Annotated in this window: 18 protein-coding genes; all 18 read right to left on the bottom strand. The window is 38.5% G+C overall.

The window, feature by feature from the left end; all coding sequences use genetic code 11:
* Positions 1–27: 27 nt before the first annotated feature.
* The 18 genes from rseP to flhA all read right to left on the bottom strand — a co-directional run bounded on the left by rseP (position 28) and on the right by flhA (position 16,983).
* Positions 28–1,284, bottom strand: a complete 1,257-nt coding sequence (gene rseP, locus PQ479_RS00335; protein ID WP_047987906.1) for an RIP metalloprotease RseP — start codon at positions 1,282–1,284, stop codon at positions 28–30.
* 20 nt (positions 1,285–1,304) lie between these two features.
* The gene (dxr, locus tag PQ479_RS00330) at positions 1,305–2,453 is read right to left on the bottom strand and encodes a 1-deoxy-D-xylulose-5-phosphate reductoisomerase (RefSeq protein ID WP_047987905.1); all 1,149 of its coding nucleotides are present in this window, start codon (positions 2,451–2,453) and stop codon (positions 1,305–1,307) included.
* Between the two features lie 38 nt (positions 2,454–2,491).
* The gene (locus tag PQ479_RS00325; RefSeq protein ID WP_047987904.1) at positions 2,492–3,292 is read right to left on the bottom strand and encodes a phosphatidate cytidylyltransferase; all 801 of its coding nucleotides are present in this window, start codon (positions 3,290–3,292) and stop codon (positions 2,492–2,494) included.
* A 19-nt stretch (positions 3,293–3,311) separates the two neighbouring features.
* Positions 3,312–4,082, bottom strand: a complete 771-nt coding sequence (locus PQ479_RS00320) for an isoprenyl transferase (protein ID WP_047987903.1) — start codon at positions 4,080–4,082, stop codon at positions 3,312–3,314.
* Between the two features lie 125 nt (positions 4,083–4,207).
* Positions 4,208–4,765, bottom strand: coding sequence for a ribosome recycling factor (gene frr, locus PQ479_RS00315; protein ID WP_047987902.1), 558 nt, complete (start codon positions 4,763–4,765; stop codon positions 4,208–4,210).
* 1 nt (position 4,766) lies between these two features.
* Positions 4,767–5,483 carry a UMP kinase gene (gene pyrH, locus PQ479_RS00310; RefSeq protein WP_047987901.1) on the bottom strand — a complete coding sequence of 239 codons (717 nt, stop codon included), beginning with the start codon at positions 5,481–5,483 and terminating at the stop codon, positions 4,767–4,769.
* Between the two features lie 115 nt (positions 5,484–5,598).
* The gene (tsf, locus tag PQ479_RS00305) at positions 5,599–6,483 is read right to left on the bottom strand and encodes a translation elongation factor Ts (RefSeq protein ID WP_047987900.1); all 885 of its coding nucleotides are present in this window, start codon (positions 6,481–6,483) and stop codon (positions 5,599–5,601) included.
* A 168-nt stretch (positions 6,484–6,651) separates the two neighbouring features.
* Positions 6,652–7,377, bottom strand: a complete 726-nt coding sequence (gene rpsB / locus PQ479_RS00300) for a 30S ribosomal protein S2 (RefSeq protein WP_047987899.1) — start codon at positions 7,375–7,377, stop codon at positions 6,652–6,654.
* A 164-nt stretch (positions 7,378–7,541) separates the two neighbouring features.
* A complete protein-coding gene (locus PQ479_RS00295; protein ID WP_053070324.1) occupies positions 7,542–8,099 on the bottom strand; it encodes a DUF6115 domain-containing protein in 558 nt (185 codons plus the stop codon).
* A gap of 11 nt (positions 8,100–8,110) precedes the next feature.
* Positions 8,111–8,431: a hypothetical protein gene (locus PQ479_RS00290; RefSeq protein ID WP_047987898.1), complete on the bottom strand. Its 321-nt coding sequence runs from the start codon at positions 8,429–8,431 to the stop codon at positions 8,111–8,113.
* A 16-nt stretch (positions 8,432–8,447) separates the two neighbouring features.
* Complete coding sequence (locus tag PQ479_RS00285; RefSeq protein ID WP_047987897.1) at positions 8,448–9,845, bottom strand: DUF342 domain-containing protein; 1,398 nt, start codon at positions 9,843–9,845, stop codon at positions 8,448–8,450.
* 112 nt (positions 9,846–9,957) lie between these two features.
* Positions 9,958–10,725 (bottom strand): FliA/WhiG family RNA polymerase sigma factor, encoded by a 768-nt coding sequence (locus tag PQ479_RS00280; RefSeq protein ID WP_047987896.1) that lies wholly within the window; start codon positions 10,723–10,725, stop codon positions 9,958–9,960.
* A gap of 19 nt (positions 10,726–10,744) precedes the next feature.
* Positions 10,745–11,233, bottom strand: a complete 489-nt coding sequence (locus PQ479_RS00275) for a chemotaxis protein CheD (RefSeq protein WP_047987895.1) — start codon at positions 11,231–11,233, stop codon at positions 10,745–10,747.
* A gap of 2 nt (positions 11,234–11,235) precedes the next feature.
* Positions 11,236–11,865, bottom strand: coding sequence for a chemotaxis protein CheC (locus tag PQ479_RS00270; protein WP_047987894.1), 630 nt, complete (start codon positions 11,863–11,865; stop codon positions 11,236–11,238).
* 18 nt (positions 11,866–11,883) lie between these two features.
* Entirely contained in the window at positions 11,884–12,957 is a 1,074-nt protein-coding gene (locus tag PQ479_RS00265) for a protein-glutamate methylesterase/protein-glutamine glutaminase (RefSeq protein ID WP_083991191.1), read from the bottom strand.
* Between the two features lie 27 nt (positions 12,958–12,984).
* Positions 12,985–13,836, bottom strand: coding sequence for a MinD/ParA family protein (locus PQ479_RS00260; protein ID WP_047987893.1), 852 nt, complete (start codon positions 13,834–13,836; stop codon positions 12,985–12,987).
* On the bottom strand, positions 13,829–14,974 hold the full coding sequence (gene flhF / locus PQ479_RS00255; protein ID WP_047987892.1) for a flagellar biosynthesis GTPase FlhF: 1,146 nt from the start codon (positions 14,972–14,974) through the stop codon (positions 13,829–13,831). The genes PQ479_RS00260 and flhF overlap by 8 nt, the downstream gene beginning before the upstream one ends.
* Entirely contained in the window at positions 14,971–16,983 is a 2,013-nt protein-coding gene (gene flhA / locus PQ479_RS00250) for a flagellar biosynthesis protein FlhA (RefSeq protein WP_047988018.1), read from the bottom strand. The genes flhF and flhA overlap by 4 nt, the downstream gene beginning before the upstream one ends.
* Positions 16,984–17,003 lie beyond the last annotated feature (20 nt).

Raw genomic sequence — 17,003 nt, 5'->3', positions numbered from 1 at the left:
TTTCTATTCCAAACAATAAATTCTTATTTACATAAATAAACGGTTAATATCGTTCCAAGTAACGATAATGACTAGTAAAAATAAGAGGGCAAATCCAATAAAGTGGACCATTCCTTCTTTATTAGAATCGATTGGCTTTCCGCGAATCGCTTCAAGTCCTAGGAAGACAAGTCTCCCTCCATCCATTGCTGGAATCGGCAATAAATTAATAACACCGAGGTTAACACTTAAAGCAGCGGACCACTGAATTAATACAAAAATCCCCATTGCTGCAGCTTGCCCCGTATAATCATAAATACCTACTGGACCCGCAATATAATCCATTGAGAACTCTCCTGTAATTAACAACCCTAATACTTCAAAAATCATCGTTGTGAATGTGTAGGTTTGCTCAACCCCAAAAGATAAAGCTCCCCATAGCGAAAACTCAGTCGGTTGGAAAATACCGACGACACCCTCCGGTTCACCGTTTTGACCTTCACGCATTTGTGGGGTCACCGGAATCGTTAATGCTTCGCCATCACGCTCCACCACAAAATCAATTTCTTCGTTAGGGTTTGCTTGAATGATAGAAGTCATATCTTCCCAAGTTGAAACATTCGTTCCATCAATGGAGACTACCTCATCACCAGTAACAAGTCCAGCTTCTCCAGCAACTCCATCCTCAGACAAATTACCGATACGTGCTTCATCAACAGGAGTACCTTGTACTAAAGCTACAATCGTTAACAATACAATCGCTAAGACAAAGTTCATCATCGGTCCAGCAAAGATCGTTAATGCACGTTTGCCTACTGATTTAGATCCAAACTGCCGACTCCATGGAGCAATTTGAGTTGGAATTTCATCATGTATGACTTTTGCTTTTTCATCTACATGATAAATCACTTTCTCATCAAGTTCATTGTAAGCAACGATTTTTAGTTCATGCACTAAATCGATACTTTCAACTTGAACCACTGTCGCATTAGGATGTTTTGATTTATTATTAATAATAATTTCACTGACTTTGTCCTCATCATTAACAATTAAACCAATATCATATCCAGGTTTGATTTCATACGCCTCTGGCTCTTCTCCCGCCATACGTACATAACCACCCAATGGAAGCATCCGAATCGTATAAACCGTTTCATTTCTTTCAAATGAAAATATTTTTGGGCCAAAACCAATAGCGAATTCACGGCAAAGAATACCTGCTTTTTTAGCAAAATATAAATGTCCCCATTCATGGATAAAAACTAATAATCCAAAAACTAATATAAATGAAAGTAACGTTTCCAATGCCTACTTCTCCACCTTTCCTAATCGATTTTGGAGTGGATAAACGCTCTTGTAAGCTGATCGATTTCCATGATCTCCTCAAGCGAAGGTTGCTTTATTCCTTCATGATATTCAAGTGCTTGTTCAATTAAACATTCTATTTCTAAAAAGCTAATTTTATTATGTAAAAATGCGGCAACCGCTTCTTCATTTGCGGCATTTAATACCGTAGGAAATGACCCACCTCGTTTCCCAGCTTCGAACGCATAGGAAATTGCCTTGAAGCGTTCAACATCTAAAGGTTGGAAATGAAGCTTTCCGACTTCCCATAAGTTTAACCTTTCCGTATTTCTTCTTTCAAGTCTTTTTGGATAAGTTAACGCATATTGGATCGGTACTCGCATATCCGGTGTTCCTAATTGAGCCATGACACTCTTATCATGAAACTCTACCATAGAGTGTATGATACTTTCCTTATGTAAAAGTACATCGATTTTTTCATAGGGAACTTGAAATAACCAATGAGCCTCTATCACTTCTAAACCTTTATTCATCATGGTCGCTGAATCAATCGTAATTTTTGCTCCCATCGACCAATTAGGGTGATTTAACGCCTGTTCAACCGTTACTCCTTGCAATTGCTCGCGACTTAAATCACGAAAACTGCCACCAGAAGCCGTCAAGATTAATCGATCTATGTCCTCATAACGCTCACCATTCAAAGCTTGAAAGATCGCCGAATGCTCACTATCAACCGGCAATAAAGAAACCTGATATTTTTGTGCGGCAGCTGTAACTAGATGTCCCGCTGTTACAAGCGTTTCTTTATTAGCTATTGCAATGGGTTTGCCTTCTTTTATAGCTGCTAAAGTAGGTTCTAAGCCGACACTACCAATAACCGCATTGACTAAAATATCCACCTCATGAAATGCCGCTACTTCTATTAACCCATGCTTACCATCAACAAATCGTACCTCTGAGCTACATTGCATCGCTAATTTATCTTTATCTTCTTTAGAAATGACCGAGACTAGCTTCGGCTTAAATTCTTCGATTTGTTGAATCGCAAGGTCTAGATTTCGTCCTACAGACATCGTTATTAGCTCAAACTCTTCACGATGCTCTCTAATAATATCTAGTGTTTGAGTTCCAATCGAACCTGTTGAACCCAATAATCCAATTCTTTTCATCGTTCATGCCCCTTTTCAGTCATTACTAGATTTGACGTTTAAATTAACTGCAGTAAATGTAAAATCGGCATGACATAAATCAAACTGTCAAATCGGTCTAATATCCCACCATGACCAGGTAAAACCGTTCCAGAATCCTTTACAGAATAATGACGCTTTAAGGCAGATTCAACTAAATCACCTAGTTGGCCAAATGTTGATGCGACAAGCATTACAAGTAACGCAATGAAATAACTTTCAAATAATTGAGGGAAAATCATATAAAAAGCGGTCCCTAATGCAATTGCACTAATAATTCCACCAATTGCACCTTCAATCGTTTTTTTCGGGCTAATATCTGGCCAAAGCTTATGTTTACCAAACGCTCTCCCTATAAAATAAGCACCTGAATCGGTTGTCCATATTAATAATAAAACAAAAAATACTAACCACATTCCTACGTCTGCAATTTCTCTTGTCATTAATAAATAATGAAAACCGAAGCCGACGTATACAGAAGATAGTACAACGAAACCAACTTCATCAAAGGTAAATTTATTTTTAGACAGAACTGTAAGCATTAATAAAAATAAAATCAAAAATACAAATGATTCTATTTTTGTAAATTGGATCGGTACTACTGCGTCAAACCAGGTAGAAGGAATGAGAAGCAGCCACATCGAGCCAAGGCTAATTATGCCCATCGTTGAAAACGGTGATATCTTTTTCATCTTTAACAACTCTGTCATCGCAACAGAGGCAACAATAAAGATAAAAGCAGAAAATAACCAGCCGCCTGCAATAACTAAACTTATAAAAACGATTCCACCAATTAATCCTGTAATAATCCTTTGCTTCATTTATTTGCCGCCCCCTTCATTAGACGCCACCATAACGTCGTGCTCTTTTTTGATAGACGGCAATCGCTTCCGCAAAGTGTGATTCATTAAAGTCCGGCCAGAGTACATCCGTGAACCATAACTCACTATATGCAGCTTGCCATAACATAAAATTACTTAAACGAATTTCACCGCTCGTCCTAATTAACAGATCGGGATCTGAAATGGAAGCGGTCATTAAATACGAGCTCATAACCTCTTCGGTAACCTCATCACTTGACAGCTTACCAGCTGCAACATCCTCACTAATCTGTTTAATTGCCTCTAACATTTCAGACCGACTACCATAATTTAAAGCAAAATTTAAAATTAATCCGTCGTTATCTTTTGTTTCCTCTACTGCATTTCGAACAGCCTTTAACGTATGTTCTGGTAATTGTGCCATACTACCCATTAATCGAACATTAACATTTTCTTGCTTTAAAATCGGCAATTCACTTTTAAAAAATATCTCGGGCAAACTTAACAAATAATCCACTTCTGCTTTTGGACGTTTCCAATTTTCTGTTGAAAAAGCATACAATGTCAAAACTTTAACATCTAGTTGATTTGCTTGCCTCACGATTTTATTAATCGCTTTTATTCCTTCACGATGCCCGGCGATTCTCGGTAGGCCTCGCTTTTTTGCCCAACGTCCATTACCATCCATAATAATTGCCACATGGTTAGGTATATTCGTTGTTTCAAGTTCGGCAATGGCTTCATTTGAATCCTTACCTCTTGCTCTCCATTTAGAGAATTTATCAAGCATCCGTCTGCCCTCCATTTATGCACAGCTGGACCACTGCTTTGCTTCTTACGATTCTAAGAGAAAAAGTGTAAAAAACCCCCTAAAAAGAGGGTCTTTCTTCTTGATCTAGTTTACAACGATTTCGCTTAGACTTCCATAACTTCTTTTTCTTTTTGTGCGGCTACAGCGTCTACTTTTTCAATCGTTTTATCTGTAAGCTTTTGCATCGTATCTGTATCACGACGCAAGTCATCTTCCGTCATCTCGCCATCTTTTTGAGCTTTCTTTAACTCATCATTGGCGTCACGACGTACATTACGGATTGCCACTTTTGCTTCTTCTGCAGAACGTTTAACTAATTTAACTAGTTCTTTACGACGCTCTTCCGTTAACGGAGGAATTTGAATACGAATGACCGAACCATCATTTGAAGGTGTTAATCCTAAATCAGCCTTCATAATCGCTCGTTCCACATCAGAAATAGATGATTTATCAAAAGGTTGAATAACAAGTAAACGTGCTTCTGGCACAGAAATCGTTGCTAACTGATTTAAAGGCGTCTCAGCTCCGTAATACTCAACCGTAACTCGGTCTAATAAAGCAGGGTTTGCACGACCAGCACGAAGTTTTGCAAGTTCACGGTTTAAAGACTCAATTGCTTTTGTCATTCTTGATTCTGCGTTTTTCAAAATTTCTTGTGACATCTTATTTCCCCCTAACTACTGTACCGATATCTTCACCAAGTACAGCTCGCTTAATATTTCCTTCTTCCATAATGGAGAAGACAATTAATGGTATATTATTATCCATACATAAAGATGATGCTGTTGAATCCATAACGGCTAAGCCTTCTTTTAATACATCCATGTAAGTTAATGATGTATATTTAACCGCGTTTTCATCCACTGAAGGATCAGCACTATATACGCCATCCACTTTATTTTTGGCCATAAGAATCACTTCTGCTTCAATTTCAGCTGCACGTAGGGCTGCTGTCGTATCCGTTGAGAAGTATGGATTCCCTGTTCCTGCCGCAAAAATGACAACTCGTCCTTTTTCTAAATGACGAATCGCTTTACGACGGATATATGGCTCTGCTACCTGACGCATTTCAATTGATGTTTGTACACGTGATTCTACACCAATATCCTCAAGGCTATCTTGAAGGGCTAATGAATTCATGACCGTAGCCAACATCCCCATGTAATCTGCTGTTGCACGATCCATACCTTTCGCACTTCCAGCCATACCTCTCCAAATGTTCCCACCACCAACAACAACGGCCACTTCTACATCAAGTTCAATAATTTCTTTCACTTGAGTCGCAATCGATTGGATGACAGATGGATCAATACCATAGCCTTGCTCACCAGCTAATGCCTCACCACTTAGTTTTAAAACAACACGATTAAATTTTTGCATGACGACCTCCATTATCACAAATAGAAACAGTAATTGATTTCGAAATAAATAAATCCTCTAATTTAGGTTTTTCTTGAAAAAAAGGGACACGTACAACTGTGCCCCAAATCTCCAATTATTTCTTTACTTGAGACATAACTTCATCAGCGAAGTTATCCACTCTTTTCTCAATTCCTTCTCCTACTTCATAACGGATGAATGTTTGAACAGATGCACCCTTAGCTTGTAAGAACTTGCCTACTTTTTGGTCACCATCTTTTACAAACGGTTGATCAACTAAACAAACTTGTTCGAAGAATTTGCTTAAACGACCTTCAACCATTTTTTCAACGATTTTTTCTGGTTTACCTTCATTTAATGCTTGTTGTTTTAAGATTTCGCGCTCATGGTTAATCGTCTCTTCTGAAACAGACGTACGATCTACATAAGTTGGATTAATCGCGGCTACGTGCATCGCGATATCTTTTGCTAATTCAGCATCCGTTGTTCCGTTAAGAACCGTTAAAACACCAATGCGGCCACCCATGTGTAAATACTCGCCAAATGCGTCTGCATCTGTCTTTTCAATAACTGTGAAGCGACGTAAAGTTAGTTTTTCACCAATTTTCGCTACGGCTGTATTAATATACTCTTCAACTACTGGTCCATCACCTTTGAAAGCTTGTGTTAAAGCTTCTTCAACGTTTGCTGGGTTTTCCGTTAAAACATGTTCAGCTAATTCTTTAACTAAAACTTGGAACGCTTCGTTTTTAGCAACAAAGTCCGTTTCAGAGTTAACTTCAATAAGAACCGCTTTGTTACCTTCAGATTTAACAAAAGTTAAACCTTCTGCTGCGATACGATCAGCTTTCTTCGCTGCTTTTGCAATCCCTTTTTCACGAAGAAGGTCAACCGCTTTTTCCATATCACCATCAACTTCAGTTAATGCTTTTTTACAATCCATCATTCCTGCGCCTGTTTTTTCACGCAATTCTTTTACCATACTTGCTGTAATTGCCATTATTTACGCCTCCTCAAACCTCAGTATGTTCAACATTTTTATGGTTCAAACATCGTTTTCCCCATATGTAAAGCTTCATTGTCATAGAACCGCTTTTGGTTCATATGCTTTAAAAAAGGGCGGAAAAGGGTAACCCCCTTTACCACCCTTGAAGTCAAACTAATAAAATTAAGCAGTTGTTGTTTCTTCTACTTCTTCTACTTCTACTTCTTCAGCTGTTGTTGCTTCAATTACAGCATCAGCCATTTTAGCTGTTAGAAGTTTAACGGCACGAATCGCATCATCGTTACCTGGGATTACATAATCAATCTCATCTGGATCACAGTTTGTATCAACAATCGCTACAATTGGGATATGAAGCTTGTGAGCTTCTGCAATTGCAATGCGCTCTTTACGTGGGTCAATAACAAATAATGCATCAGGAACTCCCGGCATATCTTTAATACCGCCTAAGAATTTCTCAAGACGCTCCATTTCTTTCTTAAGAAGAATAACTTCTTTCTTAGGAAGAACTTCAAATGTACCGTCTTCTTGCATTTTCTCAAGGTTTTTCAAACGCGTAATACGCTTTTGAATGGTTTCAAAGTTTGTTAATGTACCACCTAACCAACGTTGGTTGATGTAATACATTCCACAACGTTCAGCTTCTTCTTTCACTGAATCTTGTGCTTGTTTTTTTGTACCAACGAAAAGGATTTTCCCTCCGTCAGCTGCGATGCTACGTACGAAATTGTACGCTTCATCTACTTTCTTAACTGTTTTTTGTAAGTCGATAATGTAAATACCGTTACGCTCTGTGAAGATGTAGCGATCCATTTTTGGGTTCCAACGACGAGTTTGGTGACCGAAGTGTACCCCAGCTTCTAATAGTTGTTTCATGGAAATAACTGCCACATCAAACACCTCCTTATAATTGGTTTTTATTTTCCTCCGCATCCTTCATATTTAAGCAAAACTGTCATTGACAGCACCAATGCTCAAATCAGCATGCGTGTGTGATTAACACCGTCAATTAATATACCATAATAGCACTGCTTCTTGCAAGTAATTCTTCTAGTTTAGCGATAAAAATTCAAAATTAATTGGACTTCCCCTTTGCCAATTTGTAACTTTTGGGCAATTTCTTCAACTGTTAATCCTTGCTTAGCTAAATTTAGCACTTGTAAAGTCTGGGATTGTTCCATAATAACACCTTGCTCACCCGTATCAAAAGGGGCTTCGTAGGACTCGTACTTTTTCTGTTCAATTTCTAAATGTTCGGTAAAGCTTTTCGGTTGCTCCAAAGAAACTTGAGCTTCATTCGTTTGCTGGTGGATAGAGTGATTGCTACCTAATTCGAGTTCAGCGTTTGATTTGGTACTAGGCTCTACTGCTGCTCTATCCTCACTATGTATGTGTGGTTGCTTTTTCTCTTTTCTTTGGAGCTCTAAAATGAATCGCTCATTTTCTTGCTTGATTTCATCTGTTAATTGAATTAAGAGTGCTTGCATTTCTGTTTTTTGTTCTTGAATGCTCGTAACTGTTTGTTCTAATCGGGTCACTTTCTTCCATAATATAACGACTAGAAATAATAGCACGACTAAAGCTACGATCAAAAAACTAGTTATATCATTCATCGTCTAACCTCTCAACCTGAATAATCGATAAATTTCCCTTTAAAAGGATGCTGTTGCTTGTGAGTGTGCGTGCTCTTGTCTTGCTTCTCCTCTTGAGGCTCATCGCCTTGATTGGATTGCTCTTGCTTGTCGTTTTTCTCGTCTCTTATTTTCTGAAAATTTGACTGATGTGTTTCTTGAATGGATTGACGAAGTTGCTTCATTTTCTGCTCTTCCTCTTGAGCCTGCAATTCTTGCCGTGTTTGAAAACGTTGCTGCATTTGCTCTTGAATCTTTCCTGTTTTCTGAGATTGTGGAAAAGAACCTTGCATTTCAATAGGGCGAAGACTCATCGTTATCCTCCTTGCCTCATTTCAAGCTAGAAATGGTAATTTCATTTTGCATCAAAGCTATTTGTGACTTTGAATAACTCGAGGTAAGTTTCCTACGATACTTCCCAAAATGAACATTTACATTAGGATAAATCATTTTATCCGCTTTCATAAAACCAAAGTTTGCCGACTGATTCATTTCTTTCATTTCCGCTACACTTTCTTCAAGTAGCTCTCGTTTCGTTATCGACTCTTTTAAGAAATGAAGCACCCTTAATTTATGTATTTTTTCTTTGCCTTGTAAAGGGCCGACTCTTTTCTCTTTTTCTAATAAAACATTCAATAATTTAGATGATTTCATGATACCATCTTTTAGCTCTATTAACTGCTTCTCCATCGTACGCTGCTGCTCAACAATTTGCTTGGAAGGACCTACATAAAAATCGGTTTTAGTATGTAGGGCATTCCCAAACTCATTCGCTTGAATTTTAAAACCTGCCGACACAACGCCTCCGACAATATTCCCTTTTCCCTTCATACAAACGATTTCAGTAGTCGCATAACAATGACTATGTAAAATCGACTGTGTCACATAAATAGAATCGCCAACCTTCACATTTCCTTCATTAATAAAGGTCGTGTAAAGTGAATGCTTTGCTTGAATATCACTTTTGTTTTGACCAACAATACCAGCACCTACATAAATAGATCCACCCGCCTGAATCGTGGCACCCTCAATCGTTCCATTCACACGAATATCTCCACCTGCAATAATTTTAAATCCAGAAGGAACATTTCCATTGACATGTACATTGCCAATAAAATCGATATTACCCGTTCTCGTTCCAATATCTCCTTTAACTTGGTAGACAGGATAAACATGAACCGTTTTTTTCGTCATCGACATTTGACCACTTACAAGTGCATACAAAGTTTGACTCTTTTGATCAATCCTCGTATTTTTTCCTATTCTTAGCTTGAAATCTTTTCCTCTTTTTGGCTCTACCGGCTCACCTAGCACATTCATACCTGCTTCACCATTAGTTGCCGCCACTTTCTGTGCGAGCTTTTCACCCTCTTTCACAGAAGGGATGTCTAACACTTGCTTCAAATCAATAATACCAGAATGTTCGACTGAATGTTGATTAGCCTCATCCGTCGCTCTAACCGCAATTAGAAGATACGCATCCTGCCCCTTAACCGGTTCTATCCCTTTGGCAACTTCTATCGGCTCAAGCCATTCCGTTTGATTCTCAACCAATGTTGAAATAGCATCCATTAAAAGGCCATACGTTACACCTTTCGTTTGAAGATAGTCAATTATCAATTCAACCGATAAAGTATCTGCTTTTTCTACTTTCTCTTTTTGATGAAGAATTGCTTTCATTTTTTGTTGTTCCAAGCGCAGTGAAAGATAAGGTTCAACAACATGCATTCAATCATCCCCTTTATATATGACATCATATAGTTATATATTTTTTAAGATTAGACAGCACCATCGATACTACCTTCCAGATCCTTGGTTTCTTCATTGGATGATTAAGCTTTCACTTTATTTTTTTTGAGAAAGCTTGTTTTAGCCGAGCAATAGATTTGGAGTGAATTTGTGAGATTCTTGATGTAGAAAGATTTAACACTTCTCCGATTTCCGTAAGCGTAAGGCCCTCATAATAAAATAAACTAATCACCAACTGTTCTTTTTCATTCAGTGAGCGAATATGTTCGACGAGCTCTTTTTTCGTTAAATCATCCATTAATTTTTGTTCTGGTGTTAATGTTTTTTCATCTACAATCGTCGCCATAAAAGTGTCTGACTTATCTTGTTCTTGTGTATACTCATCTATCGACAGCATATTGGCCGTAAATTGCTCCATCTGAATTTGCGTAACCTCTGCCTCAGTCATTCCTAACTCATGGGCGATCTCTAAAACTGTTACATTTCTACCTAATAATTGCTCTAGTTTTTCAACAACAGCATCAACCTTTTTTACCTTTTCTCTCATAGAACGTGGTAACCAATCCGCTTTTCTTAATCCATCAATGATGGCTCCGCGTACACGGAAGGATGCATACGTATCAAACTTTAAATCACGTTCTGGGTTGAATTTTTCTATAGCATCAAATAAGCCATAATGTCCATGACTGTATAATTCGTCGCGATTAACATTCTTAGGCAACCCACTAGCGATTCGTTGAACATGATAATGAACAAGCGGTAAATACAATCTCACTAAATCATCACAAGCTTCTCGGTCTTTTTGTTTTAACCATAAATCCCAAAGTTTCTTATCATCCTCAATCATAACTTGAGCCATAAAGATTCACCCTTTCTAATTAAATGTCTTTTGTCCCCTCATGGACGGTTCTTATATGTAATAGCTGAGTTACCGAATCAAATTCAATGGTTCGACCACTTTTTCCACCAATATCTTCAGATACGATGGGTATGTGAAGCTCTTTTAATTTTTCTTTGACTGCTTCTGTGTTTCTCGGTCCAATTCTCATTAAATTAGAGCTTCCAGCAAATGAAAACATTTGGGCTCCACCAGCAAGCTTTGCTTTGATAAACTGGCGGCTCGCACCCATATTAAGCATCGTCTCAACTAAATCATCAATAGCTGTATCCGCATATTTAGCTCTGTTAGGAACCATTTGTCTCGCTTGTTTAGAATCAGGAAGCATAATATGGGCCATGCCTGCAACCTTTTTCAAGGAGTCATATAGGACAATACCAACACATGAACCTAATCCAGATGTTCTCAGTTTTAAAGGAGCTACGATTGTTTGGACATCTGCCATACCTACTTTTACAACTTCGTTCATACTTAGGACACTCCTAACGCTTCAAACAACGTGGGAAAAGATTCAGGATCAGGAATAAAGAAGAATTGTCCGTTAATAGGATTTGTCCGATGATCAACTTCAATAATATTCGTTTCTATTAGAATAGCTGCATCTGCCACTTCTGAAATCGTTAACACACCATAATGAACGACCGCCCCCGCCATATCCACGACCATTTGCGGTACAGTTGGCTGCAAATTAAGACCGGTAAAGTCAGAAAGTGCCGACAAATAAGAACCCACTAGAATATTCCCTAATTCTGAGAGAGCTGAAATCCCCATTTGAACCTGCTCATCGTCAGCTCTAAATGAAAATGATTGTCCTATTAACTTACTTGCAAATTTTTCAGCATCGGTAACCGTCGTCAAAAAAAACATACTTCCTAACGAATCGCCAGTAAACCTAAAAAATACGGCCGCCACCTCGGCATCTGCACCACCAACAATATTCGGTAAATCTTGGAAGTCAACTAAGCTAGCATTTGGTACATTCATTTCTACTTTCGTATTCATCAATTTTGATAATGAGGTAGCTGCATGTGCTGCTCCAATATTTCCAATTTCCTTCAAAATGTCAAAATGATGTGATTGCAAAGTTTGTAAAAAGGACATCGTTTCAACTCCCTTTCATTAAGCAAGGCTTATTAATTCATGCGCTATCTGTGGCAAATCCACTACTTTTTCAATTAATTGAGACGAGATGGCCACCTTAGGCATCCCAAACACAACACTTGTTTGTTCTGATTGAGCTAAGGCGATAACTTTTTTTGACTTTCTTAAATGAAAGAGGCCCTCTGTTCCGTCTGACCCCATCCCTGTCATAATGACGGCTATAATTTCCTCGATATCAACATCTGCTAGCGAGTAAAAAAGCTTATCCACTGCAGGCCTAAGTCCTCTAATTGGAGAATCTTGTGATAAGTTAGCACGTAATAAAGATTGATGCTGTTCAACTTTTAAATGACAATGACCCGGAGCAATATAAACATGGCCTGCCTTCAGCTCTTCTAAATGACTCGCTTCCTTAACCGTTAACTGAGACAAACTATTCAACCTATTCGCTAATGATTCCGTGAAACCAGCTGGCATATGTTGAACGACCAATATCGGATGAGGGAAATCTTTTGGTAATCGTGGAATCACTTCTTTTAGTGCTCTTGGACCACCAGTAGAAGTGCCAATCACGACTAACTTTTGCCATGTACGTTGATTAGAATTATTTTTATGCCAATGCTTGTTTGGTGTTAGTAAAGATTCATTAGACGACTCTGCTAACATGGAGGAACTGCTAGTTAAGACCGTGACCTTAGCTGCACATTTCACTTTTTCAATAATCTCAGCTTTAATCGTCATTAAGTCTAATGAAATCGAACCAGATGTTTTGGTTACAAAATCGATCGCTCCATACTCCATTGCTAACAATGTATTTTCAGCACCTTCTTTAGTCGTGCTACTTAACATAATAATCGGACAAGGGTTCGTTGCCATAATCACTTTTAAAGTTTCTATACCATCTAATAGAGGCATCTCGACATCTAAGGTCATAACATCCGGTTGCAGCGTATCTCTTTTTTTAAGTGCATCCTTTCCGTTCCGAGCGGTACCCACCACTTCTATATAAGGGTCTGATTGCAGGATATCCGAAATAACCTTTCGCATAAATGCAGAATCGTCAACGATTAGAACACGAATTTTTCGTCTCACAAAAACAACTCCTACAGCACATTCTATTTATCTTAAAAACCAAGACTTTAATTGGTTTACGAAACGGTTAGGGCTTGGTTGCTCGCCCAAACTACCACTCAGTGAACCTGCTACTTTTCTCACTTCTTTACTGATCTGTGCCCTTGGACTCATAAGTAAAAATGGCTTTTGTGCTTTGACCGCCTTCATTACATGGTTATCCTCAGGCAATATTCCAAGCAAGCGTAAGTCAACATGTAGAAATCTCTTCGTCACTGTACTTAAATTCGCAGCGGTTCGCTCCCCCTCCGCTTTTGATTCTGCTTTATTAATAATGAGGTGAAGCGGTTGTCTATGCCCCTTATTCCTCATATATTTGATCGTTGAATAGGCATCCGTAATCGCAGTTGGCTCTGGCGTTGTAACAACAATAACTTCATCCGCTGCTAGCATAAGCCCATAAGAGTTTTCTGATATACCCGCTCCTAAATCGATAATTAAATAGTCATTCAAATAACCAAGCCTATTTATCTGTTCACCAAAATGTGTCATCTTATCTTGATCGAGATGGATTAAATCCGTTAAACCTGTCCCTCCAGCGAGAAAAGGAAGTGAACCCGGCCCCCATTCTAAAACGTCTTCAACCAATAATTTAGATTCAAATAAGTCCACGATACTTTTTGATGCTGGCTTCCCAAGTAATACTTCTAAATTACCCATCCCTAAGTCGCCATCAATGAGTGTCACTTTATGATGTAACTGCTGCAAGGCTAGGGCTAAGTTAATCGAAATATTAGATTTACCTACGCCACCTTTTCCACTTATGACAGCTAACACTTTAGAGCGTTGTTGATAACGCTCTTGCATCAGTTTACGAAGTTTATCGGCTTGGTCAATCATGTTCATTGCCCCTGATTATTTGAGAAACAAGCCACTCTTTTGAAGGGATCAACCAATCGTCTGGGACGTTCTGTCCGTGACTAACACAGGCCAGCGGTAAACCTTCTTCTATAGGTATATTAAGAAGTGCTCCGAGTGAGCTTGTTTCATCTTTTTTCGTTAATATGACTTGATTAATTTCAATCAAAGAAAATTGTTCGATAATCTGTTTCATATCTTCATATTTTGACGTAAGTGATAACACTAAGTACGTATGTGCATCTTCTTTAAAGTCGATGATTTGTGAGAGTTCAGATACATACTTCCTATCTGTAAAATTTCTACCCGCTGAATCTATTAAAATAAGGTCATACTGTTCAAATTTTTGTTTAGCTTGACGCATTTCCTCCATCGTATAAACAACTTCTAATGGAAGCTCTAAGATTTTGGCATACGTCTTTAACTGCTCCACAGCGGCAATTCTATACGTATCTGTTGTAATAAAAGCGACTTTCTTCTGCTTCTTTAAAGACGCCCATGCGGCTAGTTTGGCGATTGTTGTTGTTTTCCCTACACCAGTAGGCCCGATTAGCTGGATGAATTTTTTATCAAAGTTCACATCACCAATCGAGCTCTCTCGTAATTCTTCTTTCAATACGTTCACTAGCTTTAGTTCCCAACCATTTGCAGACAAAGCTGGCATTTGGTCAAGCGTCGCCGCATACTCCATCATGAGCTCCTTAAGCACTCTTTGAATAATCGTTTGACTTACCCCATGTGTTTGAAGTTTTCTCGATAACCTCTCGATCGGTGCCGGATAAAGGTTGACCTCAAACTTGTTCTGTTCCGATAAATCCTTGAGTAAACCTTTTACCATTTTCAACTCTTCTGTTAGTACGCTTTGATCATGCTGGGCTTTCTCCATTTCACTGTGAGAAAAATCAGGTTTGTCGAAACTTTTTTTGATAACACCTGGCTTTTCTTGTTCTTTAGAATCGACAGCAGCAATAACTTCGAGCTTTTTCTTTGTAAAAAATCCTAAAAAACCACCTGTTTCAACTTCCTTAGAGTGGAGGATAATGGCATCTTTTCCGAGTTCGGTCTGAATAGATGCCCTTGCCTCAGCCATAGATTTGACGATATATTTTTTTACCTTCATGCCGGATTCACCACCCCAACACTTTGTACTTCAACTTCAGCTTCTAATTCGTTATATGAAAGAATCGTCACTTGTGGTAAATACCTTTCAAGTAGTTGGCGTACATACATTCTAACAGCAGGTGAACATAAGATGATTGGTGCCTGTCCCATTTGAGCTAAGCGCTCTGCTTCTTGTTGACTCGCCTGAATGATGGCTTGGGAATCATTTGGATTTAATGAGACAAAGTTACCATGTTCTGTTTGTTGAATCGCGTCCGCTACCTTTTTTTCAACGGAACCACTTAGCGTAATGACGTATAAAGGTTCGCCAGGCGTGGTTATTTGTTTCGTAATTTGCCTTGATAATGATTGACGTACATATTCAGTCAGTAAACTCATATCTTTCGTCATTGAGCCATAATCGGCTAAGGTTTCAAAAATAACCGGTAAATTCCTAATCGAAATATTTTCTTTTAATAAACCTTTTAATACTTTTTGAATCTCACCAATAGATAATAGATTTGGAGTTGTTTCCTCTACTAATGCAGGGTAAGATTCTTTTAAATGGTCAACAAGCTGTTTCGTTTCTTGACGACCTAAAAGCTCAAAGGCATGCTTTTTAATAATTTCGGTTAAATGTGTGGAAACAACAGATGGTGGGTCAACAACGGTATAACCCGAAAGCTCTGCCTGTTCCTTCATTTCTTCATTAATCCAAATCGCAGGTAAACCAAACGCTGGTTCGATCGTTTCAATTCCTACAATGGATTCATCATCGATCCCAGGACTCATCGCCATATAATGATCAAGCAATAATTCCCCTTTGGATATTTCATTACCTTTAATCTTAATCACATATTCATTCGGTTGGAGTTGGATATTATCTCTAATTCTTATGACTGGAACGACCATACCTAACTCTAGTGCCAGCTGTCTTCGAATCATCACGACCCGATCTAACATATCGCCACCTTGATTCGTATCAGCTAGAGGAATTAAACCATAACCGAATTCAAATTCAATTGGTTCAATTTGTAACAAACTAACGACACTTTCAGGCGATTTCATATCTTCTTTTGGCTCTTCCTCATTGGAAGCTGCCACTTCATTTTCAAGTGTATGTTTCTCCATACGCTGAAGCTGAAATGCCCCTGCCGCAATAAGACCAGCCACAGAAAACGTAATCCATTTATCAATCGGTGTTAGTACACCTAACAAAAAGATGGTCGCTGCCGCAACATATAGCATTTTCGGATAGGCAAATAATTGGCTAGTTAAATCCTCACCTAAAGTTCCATTTGAAGCTGCACGTGTCACGATAATACCTGTGGCAGTTGAAATAAGTAAAGCAGGTATTTGTGTAACAAGCCCGTCTCCAATTGTTAATACGGTATATGTTCTTGCAGCTGTCCCAAGATCCATACCCATTTGCATCATTCCAATAATTAATCCAAATATCATTGAAATAAAGACAATCACGATATTGGCAATCGCGTCACCCTTTACAAATTTACTGGCACCATCCATGGCACCATAAAAATCTGCTTCTTTTTCAATTCTTTCTCTTCGGTCTTTAGCTTCATGGTCAGAAATTAATCCCGCATTCAAATCTGCATCAATACTCATCTGCTTACCAGGCATCGCATCTAACGTAAAACGAGCCCCAACTTCAGAGACACGCTCTGCCCCTTTTGTAATAACGATAAACTGAATTAAGACAAGAACCATAAATACAACAAAACCTACTAAAGCATTACCACCTACAACAAAATTTCCGAACGTATCGATCACATTTCCAGCATCCGCTTGTGAAAGGATCGAACGAATCGTCGAAACACTTAGCCCAATTCGGAACAAAGTTACGAGTAAGAGCAACGTAGGAAATATGGAAAATTGTAAGGAATCCTTTGTACTCATCGCCACTAAAATAACGATGAGAGAGAGGGAGATATTTGTAATAATCAAGAAATCAATTAATGTCGTAGGAAGTGGAATAATTAACATAATGACGATAAAAATAACGCCCATTAAAACGGATAACTCTTTTA

The organism is Alkalihalobacillus pseudalcaliphilus (genome assembly GCF_028610675.1).
Classification (GTDB): domain Bacteria; phylum Bacillota; class Bacilli; order Bacillales; family Bacillaceae_D; genus Alkalihalobacillus; species Alkalihalobacillus pseudalcaliphilus.
Note: the sequence above shows the minus strand (reverse complement) of the source record. Positions and strands in the feature narration are given on the sequence as shown.

Coding starts and splice junctions, on each gene's coding strand:
- PQ479_RS00260 (WP_047987893.1), bottom strand. CDS start 13,836: ATGATTGACCAAGCCGATAAACTTCGTAAACTGATGCAAGAGCGTTAT.
- frr (WP_047987902.1), bottom strand. CDS start 4,765: ATGTCACAAGAAATTTTGAAAAACGCAGAATCAAGAATGACAAAAGCA.
- tsf (WP_047987900.1), bottom strand. CDS start 6,483: ATGGCAATTACAGCAAGTATGGTAAAAGAATTGCGTGAAAAAACAGGC.
- flhF (WP_047987892.1), bottom strand. CDS start 14,974: ATGAAGGTAAAAAAATATATCGTCAAATCTATGGCTGAGGCAAGGGCA.
- PQ479_RS00325 (WP_047987904.1), bottom strand. CDS start 3,292: ATGAAGCAAAGGATTATTACAGGATTAATTGGTGGAATCGTTTTTATA.
- dxr (WP_047987905.1), bottom strand. CDS start 2,453: ATGAAAAGAATTGGATTATTGGGTTCAACAGGTTCGATTGGAACTCAA.
- PQ479_RS00285 (WP_047987897.1), bottom strand. CDS start 9,845: ATGCATGTTGTTGAACCTTATCTTTCACTGCGCTTGGAACAACAAAAA.
- flhA (WP_047988018.1), bottom strand. CDS start 16,983: ATGGGCGTTATTTTTATCGTCATTATGTTAATTATTCCACTTCCTACG.
- PQ479_RS00280 (WP_047987896.1), bottom strand. CDS start 10,725: ATGGCTCAAGTTATGATTGAGGATGATAAGAAACTTTGGGATTTATGG.
- PQ479_RS00275 (WP_047987895.1), bottom strand. CDS start 11,233: ATGAACGAAGTTGTAAAAGTAGGTATGGCAGATGTCCAAACAATCGTA.
- pyrH (WP_047987901.1), bottom strand. CDS start 5,483: ATGCAAAAATTTAATCGTGTTGTTTTAAAACTAAGTGGTGAGGCATTA.
- PQ479_RS00270 (WP_047987894.1), bottom strand. CDS start 11,865: ATGTCCTTTTTACAAACTTTGCAATCACATCATTTTGACATTTTGAAG.
- PQ479_RS00290 (WP_047987898.1), bottom strand. CDS start 8,431: ATGAGTCTTCGCCCTATTGAAATGCAAGGTTCTTTTCCACAATCTCAG.
- PQ479_RS00320 (WP_047987903.1), bottom strand. CDS start 4,082: ATGCTTGATAAATTCTCTAAATGGAGAGCAAGAGGTAAGGATTCAAAT.
- PQ479_RS00295 (WP_053070324.1), bottom strand. CDS start 8,099: ATGAATGATATAACTAGTTTTTTGATCGTAGCTTTAGTCGTGCTATTA.